Raw genomic sequence first — 24,159 nt, 5'->3', positions numbered from 1 at the left:
GCATCCGGCGTCGCGCCCGTCCGTGCCCCCTGCCCCCGGCCATCGTCAACCCCTCGCGCGCGTGGATGCGCGCAGCGGCGATTGACGGCACACCCCGCACGACATCATCCGCCGAGCCCGACCGGGCACGGCACGGGAGAGCCTACCCGGCACGGGTTTCCGCGCCCGGGGCGGCACCGGACTACGGAGGCTCGTCCTCCCGCGCACGGCCCGGGCCCGCAAGGCCCGTTCCCGGATGGCCCCGTCCAGCGGCAAAGCCGTCGGTCGCCATGCCGAAAGTTCGTCATGGCCAACAAGATGCTCATCGATGCCGCCCACCCGGAAGAGACCCGGGTGGTGACGGTCAAGGGATCGAAGGTCGAGGAATTCGACTTCGAATCCGCTAGCCGCCGCCAGCTGCGGGGCAACATCTACCTCGCCAAGGTCACCCGGGTCGAGCCGTCGCTGCAGGCCGCCTTCGTCGAGTACGGGGGCAACCGCCACGGCTTCCTGGCCTTCAGCGAGATCCATCCCGACTATTACCAGATCCCGATCGCCGACCGGATGGCGCTCCTCGAGGAGGAGGCGCGGGCCGAGCGCGAGCACGAGGAGCGGCCCGAGCGCCAGGAACGCAGCGAGCGCAGCGAGCAGCCCCGCCGTCGCCGTCGCCGCGGCCGCCGGGCCGAGGCCGCCGCGCGCCCGGCCGACGCCGTGGTGAGCGCCCCCGCCGACGAGTCCCGGGAATCCCCGGCCCAGGAGACCGGCGCCGAGGCGACCGGCTGGCAGGACGCGCACCCGCGGGAGACGCTCGCGCAAGAGACCTTCGCCCAAGAGACCTTCGCGCAAGAGGCGTTCGCCGAGGAGGCTCCGCGGCCGGGGAGCGCGGAAACCGAGGGCGGCGCGCCCCCGGCGGTCGAGCCGCACGGGGCATCCGACCCAGTGCAGGCCCCCGCCGATGCCGGCGCCGCGGTCGCGCAGGATGGCTCGGCTCAGGACGGTGCGGCCCACCAGGACCCCGGCACCGAGAACCGCCCGAACGACGCTCCCGCCGTCGAGACCGCCCCGGCGCAGGCCGAGGACGGGTCCGGGATTCCGGCGGAGATCGCCGCGGCCGTGTCGGCGGCGCCCGCCCCGGTCGAGAGCACCGGCGTCGAGGCGCAGGCCGACACCGGCTCCGACGAGACTTCTGCCACCGAGATTTCTGCCGTCGAGGGTGCCGCCGCCGAGCCGGCCGACGAGGTCGTGCTGCCCCAGCCCGTCGCCGCCTCGCAGCCGGTCGTCGCGGCCGAGGTCGAGGCCGACGAGACCGTCTCCGACGATGACGACTCGGACGACGACGAAGACGAGGATGAGGACGACTCGGATGACGAGTCCGAGGACGACGAGGACGAAGACGAGGACGACGAGGAAGACGACGAGGATCACGAGGAGGCCGTCGTCGAGCAGGTCGGCGGCCGCGGCGACGCGCTGGCCGAGATCCCCGAGCGCCCCCGCACCCCGCGCCGGCACTACAAGATCCAGGAGGTGATCAAGCGCCGGCAGGTCATCCTGGTCCAGGTCGTCAAGGAGGAGCGCGGCACCAAGGGCGCGGCGCTCACCACCTACCTGTCGCTGGCCGGCCGCTACTCGGTGCTGATGCCCAATACCGGCCGGGGCGGCGGCATCTCGCGCAAGATCACCAGCGCGGCCGACCGCAAGCGCCTGAAGGAGATCGCCACCGACCTCGAGGTGCCCGACGGGATGGGCGTCATCCTGCGCACGGCCGGCGCCTCGCGCACCAAGCCGGAGATCAAGCGCGACTTCGAGTACCTGATGCGCTTGTGGGAGAGCGTGCGCGAGCTGACCCTGTCCTCCGCCGCGCCGGCGCTCGTGTACGAGGAGGGCTCGCTGATCAAGCGCGCCATCCGCGACCTCTACAACAAGGACATCGACGAGGTTCTGGTCGCGGGCGAGGAGGCCTACCGCGAGGCCAAGGACTTCATGCGGATGCTGATGCCGACGCAGTCGAAGGTGGTGAAGCCCTACCGCGACCCGACGCCGGTCTTCGCCCGCTTCGGGGTCGAGCAGCAGCTCGACGCGATGTTCTCCAACCACGTCTCCCTGCGCTCGGGCGGCTACCTCGTCATCAACCCGACGGAGGCGCTGGTCTCGATCGACGTGAACTCGGGGCGCGCCACCCGCGAGCACGACATCGAGGACACCGCGTACAAGACGAACCTGGAGGCCGCCGAGGAGGTGGCGCGCCAGCTGCGCCTGCGCGACCTCGCCGGCCTCATCGTCATCGACTTCATCGACATGGAGGAGAAGCGGAACAACCGCGCCGTCGAGAAGAAGCTGAATGAGTGCCTGAAGAACGACCGCGCCCGCATCCAGGTCGGCCGGATCTCGCCCTTCGGCCTGCTCGAGATGTCGCGCCAGCGCATCCGCACCGGGGTGCTCGAATCCTCCTCGGTGCCCTGCCCGCATTGCGGCGGCTCGGGCTTCGTGCGGGCGACCGCCTCGGTGGCCCTCCTGATCCTGCGGGCGATCGAGGAGGCCTTGATCAAGTCGAGCAGCCACAACCTGGTGCTGCGCACCCGGACCGAGGTGGCGCTCTACATCCTCAACCAGAAGCGTGCCCACCTGCACGAGCTGGAGGCGCGGTTCGGCGTCGCGATCATCATCGCGGCCGACGAGCGGCTGGCCGCCACCTCGGCCTTCCACCTCGAGCGCGGGGACCTCGCCCAGCGGGTCGAGCCGCGCCCCGTCACCAGCATCCGGGCCGAGGCGGTGCTGCCGCCCCCGCTCGAGGAAGATGACGAGGACGAGGAGATCGTCGAGGAAGCCGAGGCCGACGAGGCCGAGGCCGAGGCGGAAGGCGAGGACGAGACCGGGGAGGCGGAGGCCGGCGAGGCCGAGGCCGCCGACGGCGCGCCCCGCGGCGAGGACGAGGGCGGGGGCAAGCGTCGCCGTCGCCGGCGCCGCCGGCGCGGTCGCGGCGAGCGCTCCGACGAGGCGGAGGCCGAGGGCGGCGAGGGCGAGGAGGGGCCTGAGCCGGCCCCCGCCGAGGCCGGCGGCTCCGAGTCCGTCTCGATCCCGATCACCGAGGACGGCGCCGCTCCGGCCCGCGACGAACGCGAGAGCAGGGAGGAGGCCCTGAGCCGCCGGCGCCGGCGCGGGCGCCGCGGCGGCCGCGGACGCGACCGCTTCGAGGAGACCGGCGGCTCGATCGGCGAGGAGATCGTCGTCGGGGCCGAGGCTCCGGAGGCCGGCGGCAGCCTGGTGCAGGATGCGCTGGCCGAGGAGATCGTCGCCCTCGACGAGATCGCCGGACCGGCGCCCACGGCGGTCGGCAGCCCGGTCGCGGCGCCTGATCTCCCGGCTCCGGACCTGCCCGCCCTCGAGCGCGAGGCCCTGACGGCCGCGGCGATCGAAGCTCCGGCCCCCGCCCGCTCCGACGCACCCAGGTCGGGCGAGGAGAGTTCGGCCGAGCCGGTACAGGCCTCCGAGCCTGCGGCCCCGGCTCCCGCGCCGGAGCCCGAACCCGAGCCGGTGGCGGTCGTGCTGACCCCGCCCGATCCGGACCGTCCGAAGCGGGCCGGCTGGTGGTCCCGCACCAAGGCGGCGATCGGCGGCGAGTGACCGATCCCGGGACGGGCGGAACGCCCGTCCCGACACGCATCATGACGCATCGCGACGGGCCGTACTCCGGGAGGGGGCGGCCCGTCGTCGTTCTGATTGGCCCTCTATACCCCGCGCGGCCCATGCAACGCTGGAGCAATCAAGCAGCAGGAAGATGTTCCGTACGCGGATGCTGTGGACCGCAGCGTCGAACCTCATACGCTCATCCCGGTAATGTAACGCGATAAACGCCAAGTTCGGTGCTCCGTTAACGGAACCGATACGGGGCTCGGACGAAATCAGCTCATTCCTCGGTGAGTCTCTGTCATGTTCCGTTCCCGTCGCACCCCACCGCCCGCCGTCGTTGAGACGCCCGAGATGGTCGAGGACCGCCTGGCCGGCCTCGTCGACCGCGCCGGGGCGGCCGGGGCGGAACTCGGGACCGGCCGGCTCGCCGGCGCCCTCGGGCGCCTCGTCGCGCAACTGCGCGGCAGCGCCGCCTCGGATCTCGGCCAGACCGCCCGCATCGCCGCCGAGGCCTCGGAGGGCGCCACCGTCCTCGGCTGGATGACGCACGATGCCGGCGAGATCGCCGCACAGACCCGCGCCATGGCGGCGGCGGTGGAGGAGATCGCGGCCTCGACCCGCGAACTCGCCGGCCGCTCGCAGGCCAGCGCGGACGTCGCCGAGCGAGCGACCGGCGGCATCGCCGCCTGCGCCACGGACATGCGCGAGGCGAGCCGGACCATGGCGGCGATCGAGACCCATGCCGGCCAGATCGAGCAGCGCCTGACCGGATTCGAGGGCGCCGCGCTCCAGATCCAAGAGATGGCCGGGACGATCGAGGCGATCTCGAGCCAGACCAACCTCCTGGCGCTCAACGCGACGATCGAGGCGGCCCGGGCCGGCGAGGCCGGCCGCGGCTTCGCCGTGGTGGCGGCGGAAGTCAAGCAGCTCTCCGGCCAGACCGCGCGGGCGACCGAGCAGATCCGCGGCCGCCTGTCGGTGCTGCTGCAGGAACTCGCGGCGATCCAGGCCGCCGTCGCCGAGAGCCGCCACGCGGTGGCGGAGGGCAGCGCCGCGGTGTCCCGGGTCGAGGCCCGGGTGGCGCAGGAGGGCGAGGCCGTCGCCCGCTCGGCGGAGGGAATCCGGGCCCTCGCCGACGTGCTGGGCCAGCAGGAGGCCGCGACCGCGGAGATCTCCGCCGGCGTGCAGCAGGTCGCCGGCAAGGCACAGAAGACCCGCGACGAGATCGATGGCCTGATGACGATCCTGGTGCGGGCCGAGACGGCGGCGCAGGGCGCCCTCGATGCCGGGGCGGCCCGGAACCTGCCGGCCTACGCGCTCGTGCGCCTGCCGGCGGATGTCGGCGCCTGGAAGCGCCGCCTCGCGGCGGCCCTGGTCGGGCTCGGCTCGGCAAGCGCGGCCGTGCCGCCCTTCGGCGCCGGCGCGGCGACCGATTTCGGCATCGATCCCGCCGATCCCGCCGCCGCCCGGCTGCTCGCGGCGAGCGCCGAGGCCCGGCGCCACGCCGCCGCGATGGCCGATGCCCTCGGCGTGGGCGCCTGGGACCGGGCGATCCCCGCCTTCCAGGCCTTCGAGGCCGCCGCCACGACGATGGTCGCCGCCGCCGGCGCGATCACGGCGCGCTGACGACTGTTCGCGGCATGTCGCCGCCGCGTCCCTTGGGGTTCGGGTTCCACCGCGCGGCCCGAGGCTGGCGACGGCGCTTGTCCGAACGCGCAGGGGCCATGCGAAATCCGCCTGATCGCGTCGCGATGCCGATGTCGGCGTCGCCCAGGCGCCGCGCCGGCCGGTGATCCTGTTTCCCGAAGGAGACGTCCGGAAACAGGCTCAAGCCTGCCGTTCGCACCAATAGACGTGCGTCCGATACGGGAACGTCACCTCCGCCCGCCCGGCAAGCTCCGGCGTGCGATCGATGAGCGCCCGCACGCTGCCGGCCACCGTCGCACGCTCCGATTCCGGCAAGGCCGCGATGAAGCTCACCGACAGCGTGCGGTCGAGGATCACCTGCCCCGGCGTGCCGCGATGCCCGTGCGGGAAGGACTCCTCGTGCAGCGGCCCGAAGCCCGCCGCCGGAAACGGACGACGCCACGCCCCGGTGTGGTAGCGCGGCGCGTCGCCCTCGTGGGCGTTCATGATCGCGGTCAGCTCCCTCACCCAGGGGGTGCCCTCGTCGCGGACGTTCCACACGAGGCCGAACCGGCCGCCGACCTTGAGCACCCGGCGGATCTCGGCGAGCGCCGCCGGGGTCGCGAACCAGTGGAAGGCCTGGGCGCAGACGAGCGCGTCGAGGCTTGCGTCGGTGAGCGGGATCGCCTCGGCCGCACCGGCGCGCGCGGTCACGCCGGGCAAGGACGCGGCGAGCGTCGCCCGCATCGCGTCGACCGGCTCGATCGCCGTCACGTCGGCGCCGGTGGCGGCGAGCAGCCCGGTGAACTTGCCGGTACCGGCGCCGAGATCGGCGACCGCGCGGCCGGGCCCGAGGCGCAAGGTCTCGCGCAGCCAGCCGGCGAGCGCCGCCGGGTAGTCGGGCCGGCCCTTGGCGTAGGTGTCGGCCCCGGCGGAAAAACCGGTCGCGGCGGCGGGGTGCAGGTGGCTCATGACGGGTCGCTCATGGATGTCCCCTCCTCGCGCCGGATCCGCCCTCAGCGAAGCCAGCCCTTCAGCCGCCGCACCGCCTCCTGCGCCTCGGCCTCGCCGCCGGCGAAGGACAGGCGCAGGTGGTGCGCGCCGGCATCCGGGTCGAAGTCGAGGCCCGGGGTCGCCGCGACGCCGGCTTCGTCGAGCATCCGGCGGCAGAAGCCGATCGAGTCGTTGGTGAGCCGGGCGACGTCGGCGTAGAGGTAGAAGGCGCCGTCGGCCGGGTGGACGTCGCCGAGGCCGAGTCCCGGCAGCTCGTTGAGGAGCAGAGCGCGGGCCCGGCCATAGTCGGCCTTCACCGCCTCCAGCTCCTCGGTCGCCTCGAAGGCGGCGAGTGCGGCCACCTGCGACAGGTAGGGGGCCGAGATGTAGAGGTTCTGGGCCAGCCGCTCGATCGGCCGCACCAGGGCCTCCGGCACCACCATCCAGCCGATGCGCCAGCCGGTCATGCAATAGTATTTCGAGAACGAGTTGATCACGACCGCGTCGGGATCGACCGCGAGCGCGGTGGCGGCCGGCACGCCGTAGGTCAGGCCGTGATAGATCTCGTCGGAGATGAAGCGGACGTTCAGCTCGCGGCAGGCCCCGGCCAGGGAGCGCAGGCCCGCCTCGTCGATCATCGTGCCCGACGGGTTGGCCGGGCTCATCACCAGGAGGCCTGCGAGCGGCGCGCTCGCATGGGCGGCCCGCAGAGCGGCGGCCGTCGGGACGAAGCCGTCCTCGGCCCGCAGGGTAAGGCCGACGGGCTCCAGGTCGACCGCCTGGAGCACCGAGCGATAGGCCGGATAGCCCGGTGCGGCGATCGCCACCCGCCCACCGGCATCGAACAGGCTCAGAAAGGCCAGCACGAAGCCCGCCGACGAGCCGGTGGTCACGACGACCCGCTCCGGCGCGACCGTCACGCCGTAGGCGTCGGCGTAGTGGCGGGCGATGCGCTCGCGCAGCGGCGCGATGCCCAAGGCCTCGGTATAGGGGATGCGGCCGGAGGCGAGCGCGCTTTGCGCCGCCGCGATGGCGGGTTTCGGGGCCGGGGCCGAGGGCTGGCCCACCTCCATGTGCACCACGCTGCCGCCCTGCCGCTCGCGCCGCGCCGCGGCGGCGAGCACGTCCATCGCCAGGAAGGGCGCGACGCGGGCGGCGCGGCGGGAGACCGGGGAAGCGGGATCGGACATGACGGGCCCTGGGCGGTGGGATCGCGGGTGCGTCCCCGCACATAGCGGGATTTGCCGGAGAATGCGCCCCGCCGCCTGCGCAGGCGTGATTTGACAAGGCCGCCGCGAAACCGCCTAACCGGCAGGTCAAGGAGCGCGCCAGGATTGTGCGCCACCGACGGTGGACGACCCCGATGAGGACGACGATGCTGCCCCTGCCCCGCCTTCTGCCCGCCCTGGCCCTCGCGGGCCTCGTCGCCGCGGCCGCCCCGACGCAGGCGCAGACGCCGACCGCCACGCCGGCGGCGCCGGCCGGCCAGGCCCCCGCCGCGACCGCGATGAGCGACGCCCAGCGCCAGGCGATCGAGGGCGTGGTGCGCGATTACCTGCTCAAGAACCCGGAAGTGCTGCAGGAGGCGATGGCCGAGCTGGAGAAGCGCCAGCAGGACGCCCAGAAGGTCGCCCAGGCCAGCGCCCTCAAGGAAACCCGCGACACCCTGCACAACTCGCCGCACGGCTTCGTCGCCGGCAACCCCAACGGCGACGTCACGCTGGTCGAGTTTTTCGATTACAATTGCGGCTACTGCAAGCGGGCGCTCAACGACCTACAGACCCTGATCAAGGGCGACCCGAAGCTGAAGGTCGTGCTGCGCGACTTCCCCGTCCTCGGACCCGATTCGCTCGAGGCCAGCAAGGTCGCTCTCGCGGCCAAGCAGCAGCTCAAGGGCGACAAGCTGTTCGACTACCACACCCGCCTGCTGGAGAGCCGCGGCCGGGTGAACGGCGAGAGGGCGATCGCGGTGGCCAAGGAAATGGGTCTCGACATCGCCAAGCTGCAGAAGGACATGCAGGCCCCCGACATCCAGGCTGCGCTGCAGGAGAATGTGGGCCTCGGCGACAAGCTCGGCCTGTCGGGCACCCCGGCCTTCATCATCGGCGACGAGATCATCCCGGGCGCCGTCGGCGTCGAGCCGATCCGCAAGACGGTGGCCGGCGTGCGCCAGTGCGGCCACGCCACCTGCTGAGCCGGTCAAGCGCCGGCCTGCCGCCCTTGTCCATCGGCCCGCGCCCCTATCGCGCGCCGGCCGCATGGTCTAAGAGGCCCGCCGATCGCCCGCCGGACATGAAGACGCCCCCGCGTCGTCCGGGTTCGGGTCCCGGCGGGCCATCCCGCCCCTCCATCACGATTGCCGAAGACCGCCGTGCCCTCCAACAACAAGCATGACCCCTTCGACCCCGAGCTCGTGCGCGAGCTCGCGACCCTGATCGCCGAGACCGATCTCAGCGAGATCGAGGTCGAGAAGGGCGACCTGCGCATCCGCGTCGCCCGCGAGCGCGTCGTGCAGCAGGTCCAGGTGCCGGTCGCCGCCGCCGCCCCGGCCCTGCCCGCCGCCGCGCATCCCGCCGCCGCGCCGGCGCTCACCGCCGAAGCCGACGCGAAGGCGCTCGCCGCCCATCCGGGCGCGGTGCTCTCGCCGATGGTCGGCACCGCCTACCGCAAGCCCTCGCCGGAGGCGAAGACCTTCGTCGAGGTCGGCTCGCGGGTCGAGAGCGGCGCCCGGGTGCTGCTCGTCGAGGCGATGAAGACCTTCAACGACATCGTGGCGCCGCGCGCCGGCACCGTGACGGCGATCTTCATCGAGGACGGCCAGCCGGTCGAGTTCGGCGAGCCCCTCCTGCTGATCGAGTGACCGTCTGGCGGATAGAGCGTTGGCGTGCCAAGGCTTTATCCGCTTCGTCCCTGGCTCTGCCGCGGGTTTCCATCGCAGGACCGGCGGCCATTTTTGCGAAACCTGCTCAGGCCCCCATGTTCGACAAGATCCTGATCGCGAACCGGGGCGAGATCGCGCTCCGGATCCTGCGGGCCGCCAAGGAGCTCGGCATCGCGACGGTGGCGGTGCATTCCACCGCCGACGCCGATGCCATGCACGTGCGGCTCGCCGACGAGAGCGTCTGCATCGGCCCGCCGCCGGCCCGCGACAGCTACCTCAACATCCCGTCGATCATCGCCGCCTGCGAGATCACCGGCGCCGACGCGGTGCATCCGGGCTACGGCTTCCTGTCGGAGAATGCCCGCTTCGCCGAAGTGCTCAACCACCACGGCATCGGCTTCATCGGCCCGAAGGCCGAGCACATCCGGGTGATGGGCGACAAGATCGAGGCCAAGCGCACGGCCAAGCGCCTCGGCATTCCGTGCGTGCCGGGCTCCGAGGGCGGGGTCACCGACACCGACGAGGCCAAGCGCATCGCCGCCGACATCGGCTACCCGGTGCTGATCAAGGCCGCCTCCGGCGGCGGCGGCCGCGGCATGAAGGTCGCCCGCAGCGAGGCCGACCTCGAGAACGCGCTGATGACCGCCCGCACCGAGGCGAAGGCGGCCTTCGGCGACGACGCGGTCTACCTCGAGAAGTACCTCGAGAAGCCGCGCCACATCGAGGTGCAGGTGCTCGGCGACGGCCGCGGCAACGCCATCCACCTCGCCGAGCGCGACTGCTCGCTCCAGCGCCGGCACCAGAAGGTCTGGGAGGAAGGTCCCTCCCCGGCGCTCAACGCCGAGATGCGCGAGCAGATCGGCGGCACGGTCGCCCGGGCGATGCAGGAGCTGGGCTATCTGGGCGCCGGCACGATCGAGTTCCTCTACGAGGACGGGCAGTTCTACTTCATCGAGATGAACACCCGCATCCAGGTGGAGCATCCCGTCACCGAGATGATCACCGGGATCGACCTCGTCAACGAGCAGATCCGGGTGGCGGCAGGGGCTCCCCTGTCGGTGCGCCAGGAGGACGTGCGGGTCGAGGGCCACGCCATCGAGTGCCGGATCAACGCCGAGCACCCGTCCACCTTCCGGCCCTCGCCCGGCACCATCACCTACTTCCATCCGCCGGGGGGCCTCGGCGTGCGGGTCGATTCGGCGGCCTTCCAGGGCTACCGCATCCCGCCGCACTACGACTCGCTGATGGGCAAGCTCATCGTCCACGGCCGCACCCGCAACGAGTGCCTGATGCGGCTGCGCCGGGCGCTGGACGAGTTCGTGGTCGCGGGCGTCGACACGACGCTGCCGCTGTTCCGCACCCTGGTGCGCAACGCCGACATCCAGAACGGCCTCTACGACATCCACTGGCTCGAGGAATTCCTCAAGACCGGCGGGCTCGACATCGCCTGAGGACGGCGCACGGGATTCGGTCGTGAGGAAGGGGCGCCGCAAGGCGCCCCTTCGCGTTTCGGGATGCGGCATAGCAGCAATCGATGGCGCGCAAGTTTTTTGCGGGCGCGATGGAACGGCGCAATGCGTCGTCGGTTCTCTGTGCAGCAACGGCCAGTAGAGACCGGATCATGCCTGCGTCATGCGGTGACTGATTCCGTTCAAGGCTGCGACGCCCCAATCCAGATCCGAGAAAAATCGATGATGCGCGTGATCAAGCTCGCCGCCATGGCCGCCCTGCTGGCCACCCCGGCTCTCGCCCAAGCTCCTGCCTATCAGGCCCCTGCCGCCCCGGTGGTCGACCCGCTGAGCACCGGCAGCGTCGTCAATCCGGGCGTGCCGGCCCGGGTCGGCGGCGTCGGCCAAAGCACCTTCGAAACGGATGTCAGCTCGGCCAAGGGCGGCAACGCCGCGATGCCGAGCCGCATGAACCCGAATCTCGGCAACACCGCCGGCGGCCCGTCGAACTGAGCGGGCCAGGCGCGGCCCGCGGTCCGGAGCCGCAGGCCGCGCCTCGTCGCATGAGGCCCGATGCCCTATCTTTGCCGGAGCCTGAGCCGGGTGGAGAATGGCCCACCCGCCCGCGCCCGGAACCCCTGTCGATGCACGGCAGCCTGAACGTCGAGATCACCTCCGAGATCCTGCTCAAGGCCTATGCGGCCGGCATCTTCCCGATGGCGGAGGATGCGGACGACCCGACCCTGTACTGGGTCGAGCCGAAGGAGCGGGGCATCCTGCCCCTCGAGCGCTTCCATCTCGGCCAGCGCCTCGCCCGCACGGTGCGCAACGGCGGCTTCGAGGTGGTGACCGACCGCGATTTCGACGCGGTGATCGAGGGCTGCGCCGCGCCGCGTCGCGACAGCGCCCGCACCTGGATCAATGCCCGCATCCGCGCCCTCTACGGCGAATTGTTCGATCTCGGCCATTGCCACACCGTCGAGGTCTATGCCGGCGAGCCCCGGACCCTGGTCGGCGGCCTCTACGGCGTATCGCTCGGGGCGGCGTTCTTCGGCGAGAGCATGTTCCACACCGCCCGCGACGCCTCGAAGGTAGCGCTGGTCCACCTCGCCGCCCGGCTGAAGCGCGGCGGCTACACCCTGCTCGACGCGCAGTTCGTCACCAGCCACCTCGCCCAGTTCGGCGCCGAGGAGGTGCCGCGCCACGTCTACAAGGCGATGCTGCGCGACGCGATCCACCGCCCGGCACAATGGGACGACGCGCCCCTCACCGGCGCGGATGCGGTCGCGGCCCTCGACCGTCCCTGACGCGGCCAAGATCAGGGCTCGGGAACATCAAGCAAAATCGATTGCCGAATGTTCCCGGGCAAGCTCTCCGGGGTGTTCCCGGCTGTGGCCGCAGCGTCACTACCGCCTGCCTTCGGGCACCAACTCTGCCCGAAGACTACCGGAGCGTGCAATACCCACTCCGCCGGGATTGCGGCTTTATGGTGAAGCTCGCTATCTCTCCTGCCGGCGGCGCCGGATGGTACCGGAAAAGACGCGCCGGTTGGGGGAGTGTGTCGGGCATGGTGGCGTCGCGCTGGGGATTTCTCGTCACGACCGCTCTGGTCTCGGCCGCGCTCGTCGCGCCGGCGGCGGCGCAAGGCACCATCGCGCTCGAGACGATCGACGTCGTGCCGGTGACCCCGGTCGCGGGCGCCGGCGGCACCGGCCGCTCGGCCACGGGCGAGCGGATCGAGAGCGGCGGCGTGCTCTCGCTCGCCAAGGTGCCGTTCACCGTCGAGACCGTGACGGCGCGGAAGTTCGAGCAGGACCGCGCCACCCTCGACCCGACCTTCACCCTTGCCCGCACCACCCCGGGCGTGAACCTCTCCGACGGTCAGGGCAACAGCTTCCGCCAGACCCTGACCTATCGCGGCTTCGACGCCTCGCCGCTCCAGGGCGCGCCGCAGGGCCTCGCCGTCTACCAGAACGGCACCCGCATCAACGAGGCCTTCGGCGACGTGGTGAACTGGGACCTGATCCCCCAGGTCGCGATCAACCGCATCGACATCGTCACCGGCAACCCGATCTTCGGCCTCAACGCGCTCGGCGGCGCGGTCAACATCGAGATGAAGAACGGCTTCACCTGGCAGGGCAAGGAAGTCTCGGTGATGGGCGGCTCGGACGGCCGCATCCTCGGCACCCTGCAATACGGCGAGGTGATCGGCCCCTGGAGCTTCTACTTCGCCGGCGAGGGCCTGCGCGACGCCGGCTGGCGCTACCAGTCGCCGTCGGAGATCGGCCGGGTCTACGCCGATATCGGCCACCGCACCCTCGATTCCGAGTTCCACATCATCGCCTCCGGCGCCAAGACCTATTTCGGCGCCGCCGCCGCCTCGCCGGTCGATTTCACCCGCGACAACGAGCGGGCGATCTTCACCTACCCGCAATCCATCGACACCGCGATGGGCCAGATCCAGGTCACCGGCAAGGTCAACCTCTCGCCGACCTGGGACCTGTCGGGCAACGCCTATGTCCGCCGCTTCAGCCAGTTCGTGATCGACGGCAACGACGGCAACTTCGAGAATTGCTCCTCGCGCTCGAACTTCCGCGGTTTCCTGTGCTTCGAGGATGACGGCTTCTCGGCCGCGCCGGGCCAGACCCAGGCGCAGTTCCGCAACCAGTTCCTGATCCTGGGGCCGCGCAACCAGCAGATCCCGTTCCGGGCCGGCATCCCCTACGGCACCATCGACACCGTCCGGACCGAGGCGACCGGCTACGGCGGCACGCTCCAGGCGACCAACCGCGACCGCCTGTTCGACCACGGAAACACCTTCATCGTCGGCGGCAGCATCGACGTCGCGACCTACGGCTTCAAGTCGGCGAGCACGCTCGGCGTCATCAACCCCGACCTGAGCGTCACCACGGATCCGAACAACCCGACCTACGGCAACATCCCGGGCCTCGGCATCGGGCCGATCCGTACCGCAGGCGCGCTCGGCATCGCGCCGAGTTCGGTCACCGGCTCGAACCTCTATATGGGCCTCTACGCCCTCGACACGTTCGACGTCACCGACCGGCTCTCGCTCACCGCCGGCGCGCGGCTCAACTTCGCCCGGATCAGCACCCAGGACCTGACCGGCTTCTCGCCCGACGTCACCGGCACGCACTACTTCAACCGCATCAACCCGGTCGCCGGCCTGACCTACCGCGTCTACGACTGGCTGACCCTCTACGGCGGCTATTCGGAATCGAACCGCGCGCCGACGCCGCTCGAACTCGCCTGCGCCAACCCGAACCGGCCCTGCCTGCTGCCGAACTCGCTCGTCGCCGACCCGCCGCTGAAGCAGGTGGAAGCGCGCACCTACGAGGCCGGCATCCGCGGCGCGGTGCCGAACTTCTACGAGGGCGGCCTGCTCAACTACAAGCTCGGCGCCTTCCGCACCGACCTGAGCAACGACATCCTGCAGGTGGCGGTGCCGGGCAACGCGGCGCGCGGCTACTACGTCAACGTGCCGGCGACCCGGCGCCAGGGCATCGAGGTCGCGGCCGAGTACGTCACCGAGCGCCTGAGCCTCTACGCCAACTACGCGCTCATCGACGCCACCTTCCAGTTCCGCGGCGACCTGTCCTCGCCCAACAACCCGCTGGCCGACGACGGGCTCATCTCCGTGCGCCCGGGCAACAAGCTGCCGCTGGTGCCCGACCACCAGATCAAGGCCGGGTTCGACTACGCCATCACGCCGCAATGGCGCTTCGGCATGAACATGCAGGCGTTCTCGTCGTCCTATTTCCGCGGCGACGAGTCGAACATCAACCGCAAGCTGCCGGCCTATTTCACCGCCAACCTCAACACCAGTTTCCAGCTGACGCCGACCGTCCAGATCTTCGGTCTGGTGACCAACCTGTTCAACAACCGCTACGCCAATTTCGGCACCTTCCTGGAGCGCGACGACAACTTCGCCGGCCGCTACGTGCTGAACGACCCCCGCACCACCACCCTGGTCCAGCCGCTCTCGGTCTATGGCGGCGTGCGGATGACCTGGTAGCCGTGATCGAACGGGGCGGCCGCAAGCCCGGCCGCCCGCATTGACAGGGAGCCCGCGGCCGGGCTCGTGTCGCGGGGCCTCCCCCGCTCCCCCGAGAGCCCGTGTTTCCGCGTCCCGCCCCCACCCCGCCGCCCCTCCCGGAGGGTGCCGCCCCGCGGCGGTCCTCGTCCGCGGACGTCGCCGCCCCGCGGCAGCGTCTGCCCGCCCTCTGGTCCGGCCGGCCGATGCGGGCGCGGCTGATGGTGGTCGTCGTCCTCCTCAACCTGGTGGCGGCCGCGATCTCGGGCGCCGTCATCATCCACAAGGCGCGCACCGCGACCGAGATCGAGACCGCGGCCTCGATGGCGGTGGTCGAGCCGCTGGTTGCCGAGACCCTGCAGGCCCTGCAGGACGCGCCGCTCTCCGGCCTGTTCCGCACCCTGTCCTACCGCTTCCAGGGCCTGCGCCACGTGCGGGTCACGCTGCTCGATGCCGCCAACCGGCCGGTGGCAGCCGGCACGCGCCGCGAGGGCACCCGGCGGGCGCCGGCCTGGTTCGCCCGCCTGATCGCCCCGCCGGCGCAACGCCACGAAGTCCCGCTGGTGCTGCGCGGCAGCCGCATCGGCACGGCGCTCGTCACCGCCGAGCCCTCGGACGAGATCGACGAGGTCTGGGGCTACGCCCTCGCCCTCTTTCTCACCGGCCTGTCCTTGAGCCTCGCCATGCTGGCGATCCTCTTCGTCGCGTTCGGGCGGATCCTGAGCCCGCTGGCCCAGCTCGCCGCCGGGCTGACGCGGCTGGAGCAGCAGGATTACGGCGCCCGGGTCGACCGGCCCGATACCCGCGAGCTCGCGGTCATCGCCGCCCGGTTCAACCACCTCGCCGAGACCCTGGGCGCGGCGCGGGCCGCGAACCTGCGGCTCCACCGCCGCGTGCTGACCGCCGAGGAGGACGAACGCCGCCGCACCGCGCTCGAGCTTCACGACGAGTTCGGCCCGTGCCTGTTCGCGCTGGAGGCCAATTCCTCCTCGATCGCCCGCATCGCCGCCGCCCTCGACGAGCCGGCCCGCACCCGCCTCATCCAGCGCACCGACGACATCGCGGCGATCGTCACCCGGGTGCAGACCATCAACCGGGCCCTGCTCAACCGCCTGCGCCCGGCCGGCCTCGGCCAGGTTCCCCTGAGCCGCTGCCTCGAACTCCTGGTGCGTGAGGCCGCGCGGCATCATCCCGAGACCGCGGTCGAGGGCCGCTTCGCTGCCCTGAAGGCCGGCTACGGCGACCTCGTCGACCTCACCCTCTATCGGTGCGTGCAGGAAGGGCTGACCAATGCGCTGCGCCATGCCGGTGCGTCGCGGGTGACGGTCGAGGTCGCGGACGAGGGCGACGGCCTCCGGCTCAGCGTCGACGACGACGGCAGCGGCCTGAACGGGACAAGCGGCGAGGCGTGGGGGGAGGGACGGGGCGAAGGATGGGGCGAAGGACGGGGATTGCCCGGGATGCGCGAGCGGGTCGAGGCCCTGGGCGGCCGGCTGGCACTCGTGCCGCGCGAGCCGGGCACGTCGCTGCGCATCACGCTCCCCATCGGACCCGAGACCCAGGAAGAGGACGCCCCGTGACCCGCCTCGTCGTGGTCGACGACCACCCGATCGTGCTGCAGGGCGCCCGGCGCCTGCTGGAGGATGCGGGGGCCGAGGTATGGGGCGCCGCCGGCCTGGCGGAGGGCTACCGCGCCATCCTGCGCCACCGGCCGGAGGTGGCGGTGATCGATCTCGCCTTCCCGGGCCGGGACCTTGCCGGCCTGGCGCTGGTCGGACGGGTGCGCAAGCGGGCGCCCGCGACCCGCGTGCTGGTGTTTAGCATGCACGCCGACCCGGCGATCGTCGCCCGGGCGCTCGCCGCCGGCGCCGTCGGCTACGTGCTCAAGGACGCGCCAGCCGGCGACCTGGTGCGGGCCTACGAGCAGGTCCGGGCCGGGCGGCCCTATCTCGACGGGCGGCTGGCCACCGAGGTCGCCCTGCTCCAGGCCGATCCGCGCCGTTCCCTGCTCGGCTCCTTGAGCCCGCGCGAGCGGCGGATCCTGGCCCTGCTCGCGGAAGGACGGGGCTACGCGGCGATCGCCGAGGACCTGTCGGTGAGCTACAAGACCGTGACCAATGCCTGCGCGGGCCTGCGTCAGCGCCTCGGACTGGCGACGCTGACCGAGCTGACGCATTTCGCGGTCAGCCATGTGGGGGATCTGCGGTAGGTTTTCGGTGCGCTTCCCGGGCCGGCTCTACCGGTCCGCCGCCCTCTGCATCGTCCCGGGGCCGTGAAAGCGGAGCCCGGGATCGAGACGCGCCGGTATTGGAACAGTGAGGCGAGACACTGTTCGCCTCTTGAATACCAGCGGTCCAAGATTCTGACGCATCGGTCCGGTGGTACTACTCAGTCACATGCGGTCCTGGACCCCGGACTCCGCTTTCGCAGCGCCGAGGCGACATGGAAAGCGAAAAAAAGCCGTCGGGAGCCTGAAGGCGGCGCGACGACCTTCCCTACAACGCCTCCCCCCGCATCAACCGCGGCTGGCGCCCGCGCAACCCCGCCGCCTCGCGGATGAACATCCGCTTCAGCCCCGGCAGCCGGTCGACGAGGCCGAGGCCGAGGTCGCGGGCGAGGCGGACCGGAAGGGCGTCGGTCGAGAACAGGCGGTTGAGGCCGTCGGTGGCCGCCCCCATCGCCAGCGTGTCGAAGCGGCGGCTGCGCTCGTAGGTCTCCAAAGCCTCCGGGCCGCCCGGATCGAGGCCGAGGCGCATCGTATCGGTCAGTGCCTCCGCCAGGGCGGCGGCGCTGCGCAGGCCCAGATTCAGGCCCTGGCCGGCGATCGGATGGATGACGTGGGCGGCGTCGCCGAGGAGCAGCAGGCGCTTCGCGCCGAAGCGGCGGGCGATGCCGAAGGCGAGCGGATAGGCCCTGAGCGGCGATTCGAGGGCGATGCGCCCGAGGGTGAGGCCGAAGCGGCGCTCGACCTCGATCAGCGCCTCCTCGGGCCCGCCACCGAGGAGGGCTGGCACCTCGGATTGCCGCTCGGTCCAGACGATCGACGAGCGGTGGCCGAGCGGGCCGCCGGGCGGCAGCGGCAGCACCGCGAAGGGGCCGGAGGGCAGGAAGTGCTCGATCGCCCGGCCCTCGTGGTCGCGCTCATGCGCCACCGTCGCGACGATGCCGGATTGCGGATAGGACCAGCCGACCCAGCCGATGCCGGCGGCCTCGCGCAGGCGCGAGCGGGCACCGTCCGCCGCCACGACGAGGTCGGCCCGGATCGACCGCCCGTCCGGCAGGCGCGCGGCGATCCGGTCGGCCGCCGGCACCGCCGCGGCGACGGGGCTTGCCTCCAGCACCACGCCGGCCGCCGATGCGGCCTCACGCAACGCATTGAGCAGGCCGCCGCCCTCGACCATGTGCGCGAAGGGCTCGCCCTCGGCCACCTCGCCCTCGAAGGTCAGGAAGGTCGGCCGCACCGGGTCGGCGAGGCGGCTGTCGGTGATGACCATCTCGCGGATCGGCTGGGCGCCGGGAGCGACCGCGTCCCATACGCCGAGGCGCTCCAGCATCCGCCGGGCGGCGGCCGCCACCGCATAGGCGCGCAGGTCCCGCGGGGCGTCCGCGCGGCCGAAGGCCGGATCGCAGACCGTGACCCGCACGGCCTCGCCGAGGGCCTGGCGCAGGGCGAGCGCCAGGGCGAGCCCCGGCAATCCTCCGCCCGCGACCACGATCTCCCGCCCCGCGCCCCGTCGCCCGCTCACGCCGTCACCCTGCACCATGTCGCGATCGCCCGCTGCTCATCCGGTGGGCAGGCTCATAGCATAACGCGAGCCCCTGCGTCGCTTGACGGCGCGCATCGGCCTGCGTCAGCTACGCGCCCCTCCACCAGCCCGGATATCGTCCCTTGCACGCGGTCGCCGACCTTCTCGACATCCTCGATCTGGAGCCGCTCGAGCAGAACCTCTTCCGCGGCCGCTCGCCGAAGGATCGCTGGCAGCGGGTCTATGGCGGCCAGGTGATCGGCCAGGCCCTCGTCGCGGCGACCCGGACGGTGCCGCCCGAGCGTCGGCCGCACTCGCTCCACGCCTATTTCCTGCTCGGCGGCGACCCGAAGGTCCCGATCATCTACGAGGTCGACCGGATCCGCGACGGCCGCAGCTTCACCACCCGCCGCGTGGTGGCAATCCAGCACGGGCGGCCGATCTTCTCGATGTCGGCCTCCTACCACGTCGAGGAGCCGGGCTTCGACCACCAGGCCACGATGCCGGCGGTGCCGAACCCCGAGGACCTGCCGGGCGAGGGCGCGCTCAAGGCCTCGATGCTGCCGCGCATGCCCGAGCCCGTCCGGGCCTATTTCGAGCGCGAGCGGCCGATCGAGCTGCGCCCGGTCGAGCTCGCCCGCTACGGCTCGCGCGAGCCCGGGCCGGCACGCTTCCACGTCTGGATCCGCGCCACCTCGGCCCTGCCCGACGATCCGGCGATCCACCAGGCGGTGCTCGCCTACGCCTCCGACATGACGCTCCTCGACACCTCGCTCGCGCCCCACGGCCGCACGGTGTTCGAGAGCGAGATCCAGCCGGCGAGCCTCGACCACGCCCTGTGGTTCCACCGCCCGTTCCGGGCCGACGAGTGGTTGCTCTACGCCCAGGACAGCCCGAGCGCGTCGGGCGGCTGCGGCTTCTCCCGCGGGCTGATCTTCACCCGCGACGGCACCCTGGTGGCCTCGGTGGCGCAGGAAGGCATGATCCGCCGCAAGCGCATCGCTCCCGAGCCCGAGGCCTGAACCCGGCATATGCATCACGATTGAGCAATTGCCGGTTTTTTGATCTGCATTGCCGCCGCGAGCGGCTTCAATCTCCGCAATCGGCCCAGGAACCGGGCAGCTTGTCCGTAGGTCCGGCGCGGATTTCTGGCACGAACCTTGATTTACCCTTTCGAGACCGGCGCCGGGACCAGGGGGCAACCTGGGGGCTCCGGATCACGCCCCGTCCCGGCCCGAGCGCCGGGCGGGGGCGCCAATTCGAAAGGGGGCTCGTCCCATGAAGATCGTCATGGCCATCATCAAGCCGTTCAAGCTGGAGGAGGTCCGCGACGCCCTCACCAGCATCGGCGTGCACGGCCTGACCGTGACCGAAGTGAAGGGCTACGGCCGGCAGAAAGGGCACACCGAGATCTATCGCGGGGCCGAGTACGCCGTCAGCTTCCTGCCCAAGCTCAAGATCGAGGTGGCGGTCGCCGTCGACCTCGTCTCGAACGTCGTCGACACCATCGCGGCCGCCGCCCGCACCGGGCAGATCGGCGACGGCAAGATCTTCGTGATGCCGCTCGAGAAGGCCGTGCGCATCCGCACCGGCGAGACCGACGTCGACGCCCTCTGACGCGCCGCGGGCGGGGCCTGTTTTCGCGCCCCGCCGCCCCCTTCGCAAGATTGCCTTCGATTCCATCGGGAGTTCCTCTTCCATGAAGCTTCGCAACGTCCTGGCTCTGGGCCTGGGAGGCGCCGCGCTGGCGCTCCTCCTGGTGGAGCCGTCCCTGGCGCAGACGCCGACCGTCGAGGCGGCGACGGCAGCGCCGGCCGCGGCGGCGGCGCCCTTGCCCAACAAGGGCGACACCGCCTGGATGCTGATCTCGTCCGCGCTGGTGCTGATGATGTCGGTGCCCGGCCTGGCGCTGTTCTACGGCGGCCTGGTGCGCACCAAGAACATGCTGTCGCTGCTGACCCAGGTCTTCGCCATCGTTTGCGTCGCCTGCATCGTCTGGGTATTCTTCGGCTACAGCCTCGCCTTCACCAATGGCGGCGGCCTCAACGACTTCGTCGGCGGCTTCTCGAAGGCGTTCCTGCGCGGCGTCGATGCCAACTCGACCGCGGCCACGTTCTCGAACGGCGTCGTCATCCCCGAATACGTCTATATCTGCTTCCAGATGACGTTCGCGATGATCACCCCGGCGCTGATCGTCGGCGCTTTCGCGGAGCGCATGAAATTCTCGGCCCTGCTGCTGTTCAGCACGCTGTGGCTGATCTTCATCTACTTCCCGATGGCCCACATGGTCTGGTACTGGGGCGGCCCCGACGCGGTCGGCAACGCCGCCAAGGCGCTGGCAGCGGCCACCGACGAGGCCTCCAAGAAGGCGGCTCAGGACGCGCTCGACGCCGTCAACGCCGATGCCGGCCTGCTGTTCAAGTGGGGCGCCCTCGACTTCGCCGGCGGCACCGTGGTGCACATCAACGCGGGCATCGCCGGCATCGTCGGCTGCCTGATGCTCGGCAAGCGCATCGGCTACGGCCGCGACCTGCTCGCTCCGCACTCGCTCACCATGACGATGATCGGCGCCTCGCTGCTCTGGGTCGGCTGGTTCGGCTTCAACGCCGGCTCCAACCTCGAGGCCAACGGCTCGGCGGCCCTCGCCATGATCAACACCTTCGTGGCCACCGCGGCGGCCGGCCTGTCCTGGCTGCTCGTCGAGTGGGCCGCCAAGGGCAAGCCCTCGCTGCTCGGCATGCTCTCGGGCGCGGTCGCCGGCCTCGTCGCCGTCACCCCGGCCTGCGGCTTCGCCGGCCCGATGGGCTCGATCGTGCTCGGCCTCGTCGCCGGCGCCGTCTGCTTCGTGATGTGCTCGACCGTCAAGAACGCGCTGGGCTACGACGACTCCCTCGACGTCTTCGGCGTGCACTGCGTCGGCGGCATCCTGGGCGCGCTCGCCACCGGCATCCTGGTCAACCCGGCGCTCGGCGGCGTCGGTGCCCCCGACTACGCGACGAAGCCCGGCGAGCTGGTGGCCGCAGCCTACGAGTTCGGCCCGGCCTTCCTGTCCCAGGCCAAGGCGGTCGGCTTCACCATCATCTGGTCGGGCGTCGGCTCGGCGATCCTCTACAAGATCGTCGACGTGGTGGTCGGCCTGCGCGTGACCCAGGACGAGGAGCGCGAGGGCCTGGATCTCGCCGATCACGGCGAGCGGGCCTACAACTACTGAGATCGGCGGCCGGGGCGTGTGCGCCCCGGCTCATCGGAGAGAGCGGAAAGGCCCCGGTGCGGTTGCGCCGGGGCTTTTTTGCATCGCGCACAGGATCGGGAGGGGACCCGCATGCGCGTTGCGGGACCGGGCAGGACGGAATCGGGCAAGACGAGGAGCCGTGGACGCCTCGCGCGCGGCAGGCCGGCCGACCCCGCCCATCCGTCGGAAACCCCAGCAGGTCCAGCGCCTTCGCGCGTTTCTCCCGCAATGCCGCAAGACGCAGTTAGCCTTAAATGGGCATTAACCGCACCGCCCCATCCTCACGGTCCAGTTCCGCGTACCCGGTCCAGCCCCGCATGCGTTCGCTTCGTCGCTCGGCATCGCCCTACGATGGCCTCATCGACACGCTCCGCGCGTTCCTGACGCGGCGGGCGACGGAGGTCACCGGCCTGTCCCTGCTCGTCGGGGCGGCGTGCTTCACGGTGGCCCTGGCGACGTGGTCGATCGACGATCCCAGCCTCAACCACGCCACGTCGCGGGGCGCCCGCAACCTGCTCGGCTTCGGCGGCGCGGTGGTGTCGGATCTCGGCATGCAGCTCCTGGGGCTCGGCGCCCTCGCCTTCGCGCTGCCGCCGGCGGTGTGGGGCATGCGGCTCCTGCGCACCCATCGCCTGGCGCGGCTGCAATTGCGGCTGGTCCTGTGGATCATCGGCTTCGGGGCGGCGAGCGGCATGGCGAGCGCCCTGCCGCCGACCGCGCGCTGGCCGCTGCCGACCGGTCTCGGCGGCGTCGCCGGCGATGCGCTGCTCGCCGCCGCCAAGGCGATCGCCGGCCCGGCCGGGGCCTTCGCGGGCTTCCTCTACGCGGCGGTGGCGGTGGTCAGCCTCACCGGTGCCTGCGGCTTCGGTCTGATCGAGGACGAGGACGGCGACGACGAGGCGGAATCCTACGCGCCCGTGGTCAGCCGCTACGACGAGCGGCAGGCCCGCCGCACGCCGGCCCCCCATGACGACGAATCGCCGGGCCTCGGCCTCGCCTCCCTCGGGGCGCTCGCCCACCTCGCCATGAGCGCCCGCAGCGCCGTGGCGCAGAAGATCGAGTCGGTCCGCGACGGCTCCTGGCGCTACGGCGCGGCCGATCCCTATTCGGGCAACTCGCCGGCGCTCGCCGCCCGCCGCGCCTTCGCCGAGCCCGGCGAGGCCGAGGGCTGGGACGAGCCGGAGAGTCTTCCCGAGCGCTCTGCCGAGCGCCCTGCCGAGCGGCCCGCCAAATCGGGTCGCCGCGAGCCGGTCTTCGCCGAGGAGCCGCGCCGCGCCGCGCCGGCCCCGCGCCGGGCTCAGCCCGTCCTCGACGACGACCTGGCGGATGACGAGGACGGTGCGGAGCCGGCCCCGCGCGGCCGCGTCGCCCCCCCTCCCCCGCCGATCCAGACCCGCCGCGGCCCCGCGCCCGCGCCGGCCTCGCCGGATTCCTACGACCTGCCGGCGCTGACGCTGCTCGCCGAGCCGCGCCACCCGGCGCCCAGCGCCGCGGTCTCGACCGACGCCCTGGAGCAGAACGCCACCCTGCTCGAATCGACGCTGGAGGATTTCGGCGTCCGCGGAGAGATTCTCGCCGTACGTCCGGGCCCGGTGGTCACGCTCTACGAGCTGGAGCCGGCGCCGGGCACCAAGTCGAGCCGCGTCATCTCGCTCGCCGACGACATCGCCCGCTCGATGTCGGCCATCTCGGCCCGCGTCGCGGTCGTGCAGGGCCGCAACGCCATCGGCATCGAGTTGCCGAACGCCAAGCGCGAGACCGTCTACCTGCGGGAGCTCCTCGCCTCGCCGGCCTTCGCCGAGACCAAGCAGAAGCTCGCGCTCTGCTTAGGGAAAAACATCGGCGGCGAGGCGATCATCGCCGATCTGGCCCGCATGCCCCACCTGCTGGTCGCGGGCACCACCGGCTCGGGCAAGTCGGTCGCCATCAACACCATGATCCTGTCGCTCCTCTACCGGATGACACCGGAGGAGTGCCGCCTCATCATGGTCGATCCCAAGATGCTGGAACTCTCCGTCTACGACGGCATCCCGCACCTGCTCTCCCCCGTCGTCACCGATCCCAAGAAGGCGGTCATCGCCCTCAAATGGGCGGTGCGCGAGATGGAGGAGCGCTACAAGAAGATGTCGAAGCTCGGGGTGCGCAACATCGACGGCTTCAACGCCCGGGTGGCGGAGGCGCGGGCGCGGGGCGAGGTGATCACCCGCACGGTCCAGACCGGCTTCGACCGCGAGACCGGCGAGGCGGTCTACGAGGACGAGGTCATGGACCTCGCGCCCCTGCCCTACATCGTGATCGTGGTCGACGAGATGGCCGACCTGATGATGGTGGCGGGCAAGGACATCGAGGGGGCGATCCAGCGCCTCGCCCAGATGGCGCGTGCGGCCGGCCTGCACCTGATCATGGCGACGCAGCGCCCGTCGGTGGACGTGATCACCGGCACGATCAAGGCGAATTTCCCGACCCGGATCTCGTTCCAGGTGACCTCGAAGATCGACTCGCGGACCATTCTCGGCGAGATGGGCGCCGAGCAGCTCCTGGGCCAGGGCGACATGCTGTTCATGGCCGGCGGCGGC

At 71.7% G+C, this 24,159-nt stretch carries 18 protein-coding genes; 14 read left to right on the top strand and 4 right to left on the bottom strand.

Translation table 11 applies throughout. The annotated features are described in order from the left end of the window. Positions 1 to 285 precede the first annotated feature (285 nt). Positions 286 to 3,600: a ribonuclease E/G gene (locus tag G4G93_RS27400; RefSeq protein ID WP_165089111.1), complete on the top strand. Its 3,315-nt coding sequence runs from the start codon at positions 286 to 288 to the stop codon at positions 3,598 to 3,600. 306 nt (positions 3,601 to 3,906) lie between these two features. Further along, positions 3,907 to 5,232 carry a methyl-accepting chemotaxis protein gene (locus tag G4G93_RS27395; RefSeq protein ID WP_165089108.1) on the top strand — a complete coding sequence of 442 codons (1,326 nt, stop codon included), beginning with the start codon at positions 3,907 to 3,909 and terminating at the stop codon, positions 5,230 to 5,232. On the opposite strand, the gene G4G93_RS27390 is transcribed toward G4G93_RS27395, so the two are convergent. Genes G4G93_RS27390 through G4G93_RS27380 form a run of 3 tightly spaced genes read right to left on the bottom strand, consistent with a single transcriptional unit; the run spans position 5,219 to position 7,415 of the window. After that, positions 5,219 to 5,437 (bottom strand): hypothetical protein, encoded by a 219-nt coding sequence (locus G4G93_RS27390; protein ID WP_165089107.1) that lies wholly within the window; start codon positions 5,435 to 5,437, stop codon positions 5,219 to 5,221. The two genes, G4G93_RS27395 and G4G93_RS27390, sit on opposite strands and share 14 nt — an antisense overlap. Then, positions 5,434 to 6,204: a class I SAM-dependent methyltransferase gene (locus G4G93_RS27385; RefSeq protein ID WP_165089104.1), complete on the bottom strand. Its 771-nt coding sequence runs from the start codon at positions 6,202 to 6,204 to the stop codon at positions 5,434 to 5,436. Before G4G93_RS27385 ends, G4G93_RS27390 begins: the two co-directional genes overlap by 4 nt. A 44-nt stretch (positions 6,205 to 6,248) precedes the next feature. Then, a complete protein-coding gene (locus G4G93_RS27380; protein ID WP_165089103.1) occupies positions 6,249 to 7,415 on the bottom strand; it encodes an aminotransferase class I/II-fold pyridoxal phosphate-dependent enzyme in 1,167 nt (388 codons plus the stop codon). Between the two features lie 185 nt (positions 7,416 to 7,600). On the opposite strand from G4G93_RS27380, the gene G4G93_RS27375 reads away from it, so the two are divergent. The 8 genes from G4G93_RS27375 to G4G93_RS27340 all read left to right on the top strand — a co-directional run bounded on the left by G4G93_RS27375 (position 7,601) and on the right by G4G93_RS27340 (position 16,814). Continuing rightward, entirely contained in the window at positions 7,601 to 8,419 is an 819-nt protein-coding gene (locus G4G93_RS27375) for a DsbA family protein (protein WP_165089101.1), read from the top strand. Between the two features lie 177 nt (positions 8,420 to 8,596). Then, positions 8,597 to 9,085, top strand: coding sequence for an acetyl-CoA carboxylase biotin carboxyl carrier protein (accB, locus tag G4G93_RS27370; RefSeq protein WP_165089098.1), 489 nt, complete (start codon positions 8,597 to 8,599; stop codon positions 9,083 to 9,085). A 116-nt stretch (positions 9,086 to 9,201) separates the two neighbouring features. Next, positions 9,202 to 10,557, top strand: a complete 1,356-nt coding sequence (accC, locus tag G4G93_RS27365) for an acetyl-CoA carboxylase biotin carboxylase subunit (protein ID WP_165089097.1) — start codon at positions 9,202 to 9,204, stop codon at positions 10,555 to 10,557. 240 nt (positions 10,558 to 10,797) lie between these two features. After that, entirely contained in the window at positions 10,798 to 11,067 is a 270-nt protein-coding gene (locus tag G4G93_RS27360; protein ID WP_246737055.1) for a hypothetical protein, read from the top strand. Positions 11,068 to 11,198: 131 nt separating this feature from the next. Then, positions 11,199 to 11,861 (top strand): leucyl/phenylalanyl-tRNA--protein transferase, encoded by a 663-nt coding sequence (gene aat / locus G4G93_RS27355; RefSeq protein WP_165089095.1) that lies wholly within the window; start codon positions 11,199 to 11,201, stop codon positions 11,859 to 11,861. A gap of 260 nt (positions 11,862 to 12,121) precedes the next feature. Further along, entirely contained in the window at positions 12,122 to 14,587 is a 2,466-nt protein-coding gene (locus G4G93_RS27350) for a TonB-dependent receptor (protein WP_165089092.1), read from the top strand. A gap of 239 nt (positions 14,588 to 14,826) precedes the next feature. Then, a complete protein-coding gene (locus G4G93_RS27345; protein WP_246737054.1) occupies positions 14,827 to 16,185 on the top strand; it encodes an ATP-binding protein in 1,359 nt (452 codons plus the stop codon). Then, positions 16,182 to 16,814 carry a response regulator transcription factor gene (locus G4G93_RS27340; RefSeq protein WP_312892274.1) on the top strand — a complete coding sequence of 211 codons (633 nt, stop codon included), beginning with the start codon at positions 16,182 to 16,184 and terminating at the stop codon, positions 16,812 to 16,814. The genes G4G93_RS27345 and G4G93_RS27340 overlap by 4 nt, the downstream gene beginning before the upstream one ends. Positions 16,815 to 17,100: 286 nt before the next feature. On the opposite strand, the gene G4G93_RS27335 is transcribed toward G4G93_RS27340, so the two are convergent. Further along, positions 17,101 to 18,369, bottom strand: a complete 1,269-nt coding sequence (locus G4G93_RS27335; protein ID WP_165089087.1) for an FAD-dependent monooxygenase — start codon at positions 18,367 to 18,369, stop codon at positions 17,101 to 17,103. A gap of 125 nt (positions 18,370 to 18,494) precedes the next feature. On the opposite strand from G4G93_RS27335, the gene tesB reads away from it, so the two are divergent. From tesB to G4G93_RS27315, 4 genes are all read left to right on the top strand, one after another. Beyond that, a complete protein-coding gene (gene tesB / locus G4G93_RS27330) occupies positions 18,495 to 19,373 on the top strand; it encodes an acyl-CoA thioesterase II (protein ID WP_165089084.1) in 879 nt (292 codons plus the stop codon). A gap of 256 nt (positions 19,374 to 19,629) precedes the next feature. After that, complete coding sequence (locus G4G93_RS27325; protein WP_048450383.1) at positions 19,630 to 19,968, top strand: P-II family nitrogen regulator; 339 nt, start codon at positions 19,630 to 19,632, stop codon at positions 19,966 to 19,968. An 82-nt stretch (positions 19,969 to 20,050) separates the two neighbouring features. Continuing rightward, positions 20,051 to 21,562 (top strand): ammonium transporter, encoded by a 1,512-nt coding sequence (locus G4G93_RS27320; protein WP_165089082.1) that lies wholly within the window; start codon positions 20,051 to 20,053, stop codon positions 21,560 to 21,562. A gap of 338 nt (positions 21,563 to 21,900) precedes the next feature. After that, on the top strand, positions 21,901 to 24,159 hold a 2,259-nt coding region (locus tag G4G93_RS27315), incomplete at its 3' end, for a DNA translocase FtsK (RefSeq protein ID WP_165089079.1).

Origin of the sequence: Methylobacterium sp. DB0501 (assembly GCF_011043735.1) — a bacterium.
In the GTDB taxonomy this organism is placed as follows: domain Bacteria; phylum Pseudomonadota; class Alphaproteobacteria; order Rhizobiales; family Beijerinckiaceae; genus Methylobacterium; species Methylobacterium alsaeris.
The sequence above is the reverse complement of the archived record's forward strand: the minus strand, read 5'-3'. Positions and strand labels throughout refer to the sequence as shown.

Bases quoted from the DNA above. Each gene is read 5' to 3' on its own strand.
- G4G93_RS27400 (WP_165089111.1), top strand. From the start codon at position 286: ATGGCCAACAAGATGCTCATCGATGCCGCCCACCCGGAAGAGACCCGG.
- G4G93_RS27395 (WP_165089108.1), top strand. From the start codon at position 3,907: ATGTTCCGTTCCCGTCGCACCCCACCGCCCGCCGTCGTTGAGACGCCC.
- G4G93_RS27385 (WP_165089104.1), bottom strand. From the start codon at position 6,204: ATGAGCCACCTGCACCCCGCCGCCGCGACCGGTTTTTCCGCCGGGGCC.
- G4G93_RS27380 (WP_165089103.1), bottom strand. From the start codon at position 7,415: ATGTCCGATCCCGCTTCCCCGGTCTCCCGCCGCGCCGCCCGCGTCGCG.
- G4G93_RS27375 (WP_165089101.1), top strand. From the start codon at position 7,601: ATGCTGCCCCTGCCCCGCCTTCTGCCCGCCCTGGCCCTCGCGGGCCTC.
- accC (WP_165089097.1), top strand. From the start codon at position 9,202: ATGTTCGACAAGATCCTGATCGCGAACCGGGGCGAGATCGCGCTCCGG.
- G4G93_RS27360 (WP_246737055.1), top strand. From the start codon at position 10,798: ATGATGCGCGTGATCAAGCTCGCCGCCATGGCCGCCCTGCTGGCCACC.
- aat (WP_165089095.1), top strand. From the start codon at position 11,199: ATGCACGGCAGCCTGAACGTCGAGATCACCTCCGAGATCCTGCTCAAG.
- G4G93_RS27350 (WP_165089092.1), top strand. From the start codon at position 12,122: ATGGTGGCGTCGCGCTGGGGATTTCTCGTCACGACCGCTCTGGTCTCG.
- G4G93_RS27345 (WP_246737054.1), top strand. From the start codon at position 14,827: ATGGTGGTCGTCGTCCTCCTCAACCTGGTGGCGGCCGCGATCTCGGGC.
- G4G93_RS27335 (WP_165089087.1), bottom strand. From the start codon at position 18,369: ATGGTGCAGGGTGACGGCGTGAGCGGGCGACGGGGCGCGGGGCGGGAG.
- G4G93_RS27325 (WP_048450383.1), top strand. From the start codon at position 19,630: ATGAAGATCGTCATGGCCATCATCAAGCCGTTCAAGCTGGAGGAGGTC.
- G4G93_RS27320 (WP_165089082.1), top strand. From the start codon at position 20,051: ATGAAGCTTCGCAACGTCCTGGCTCTGGGCCTGGGAGGCGCCGCGCTG.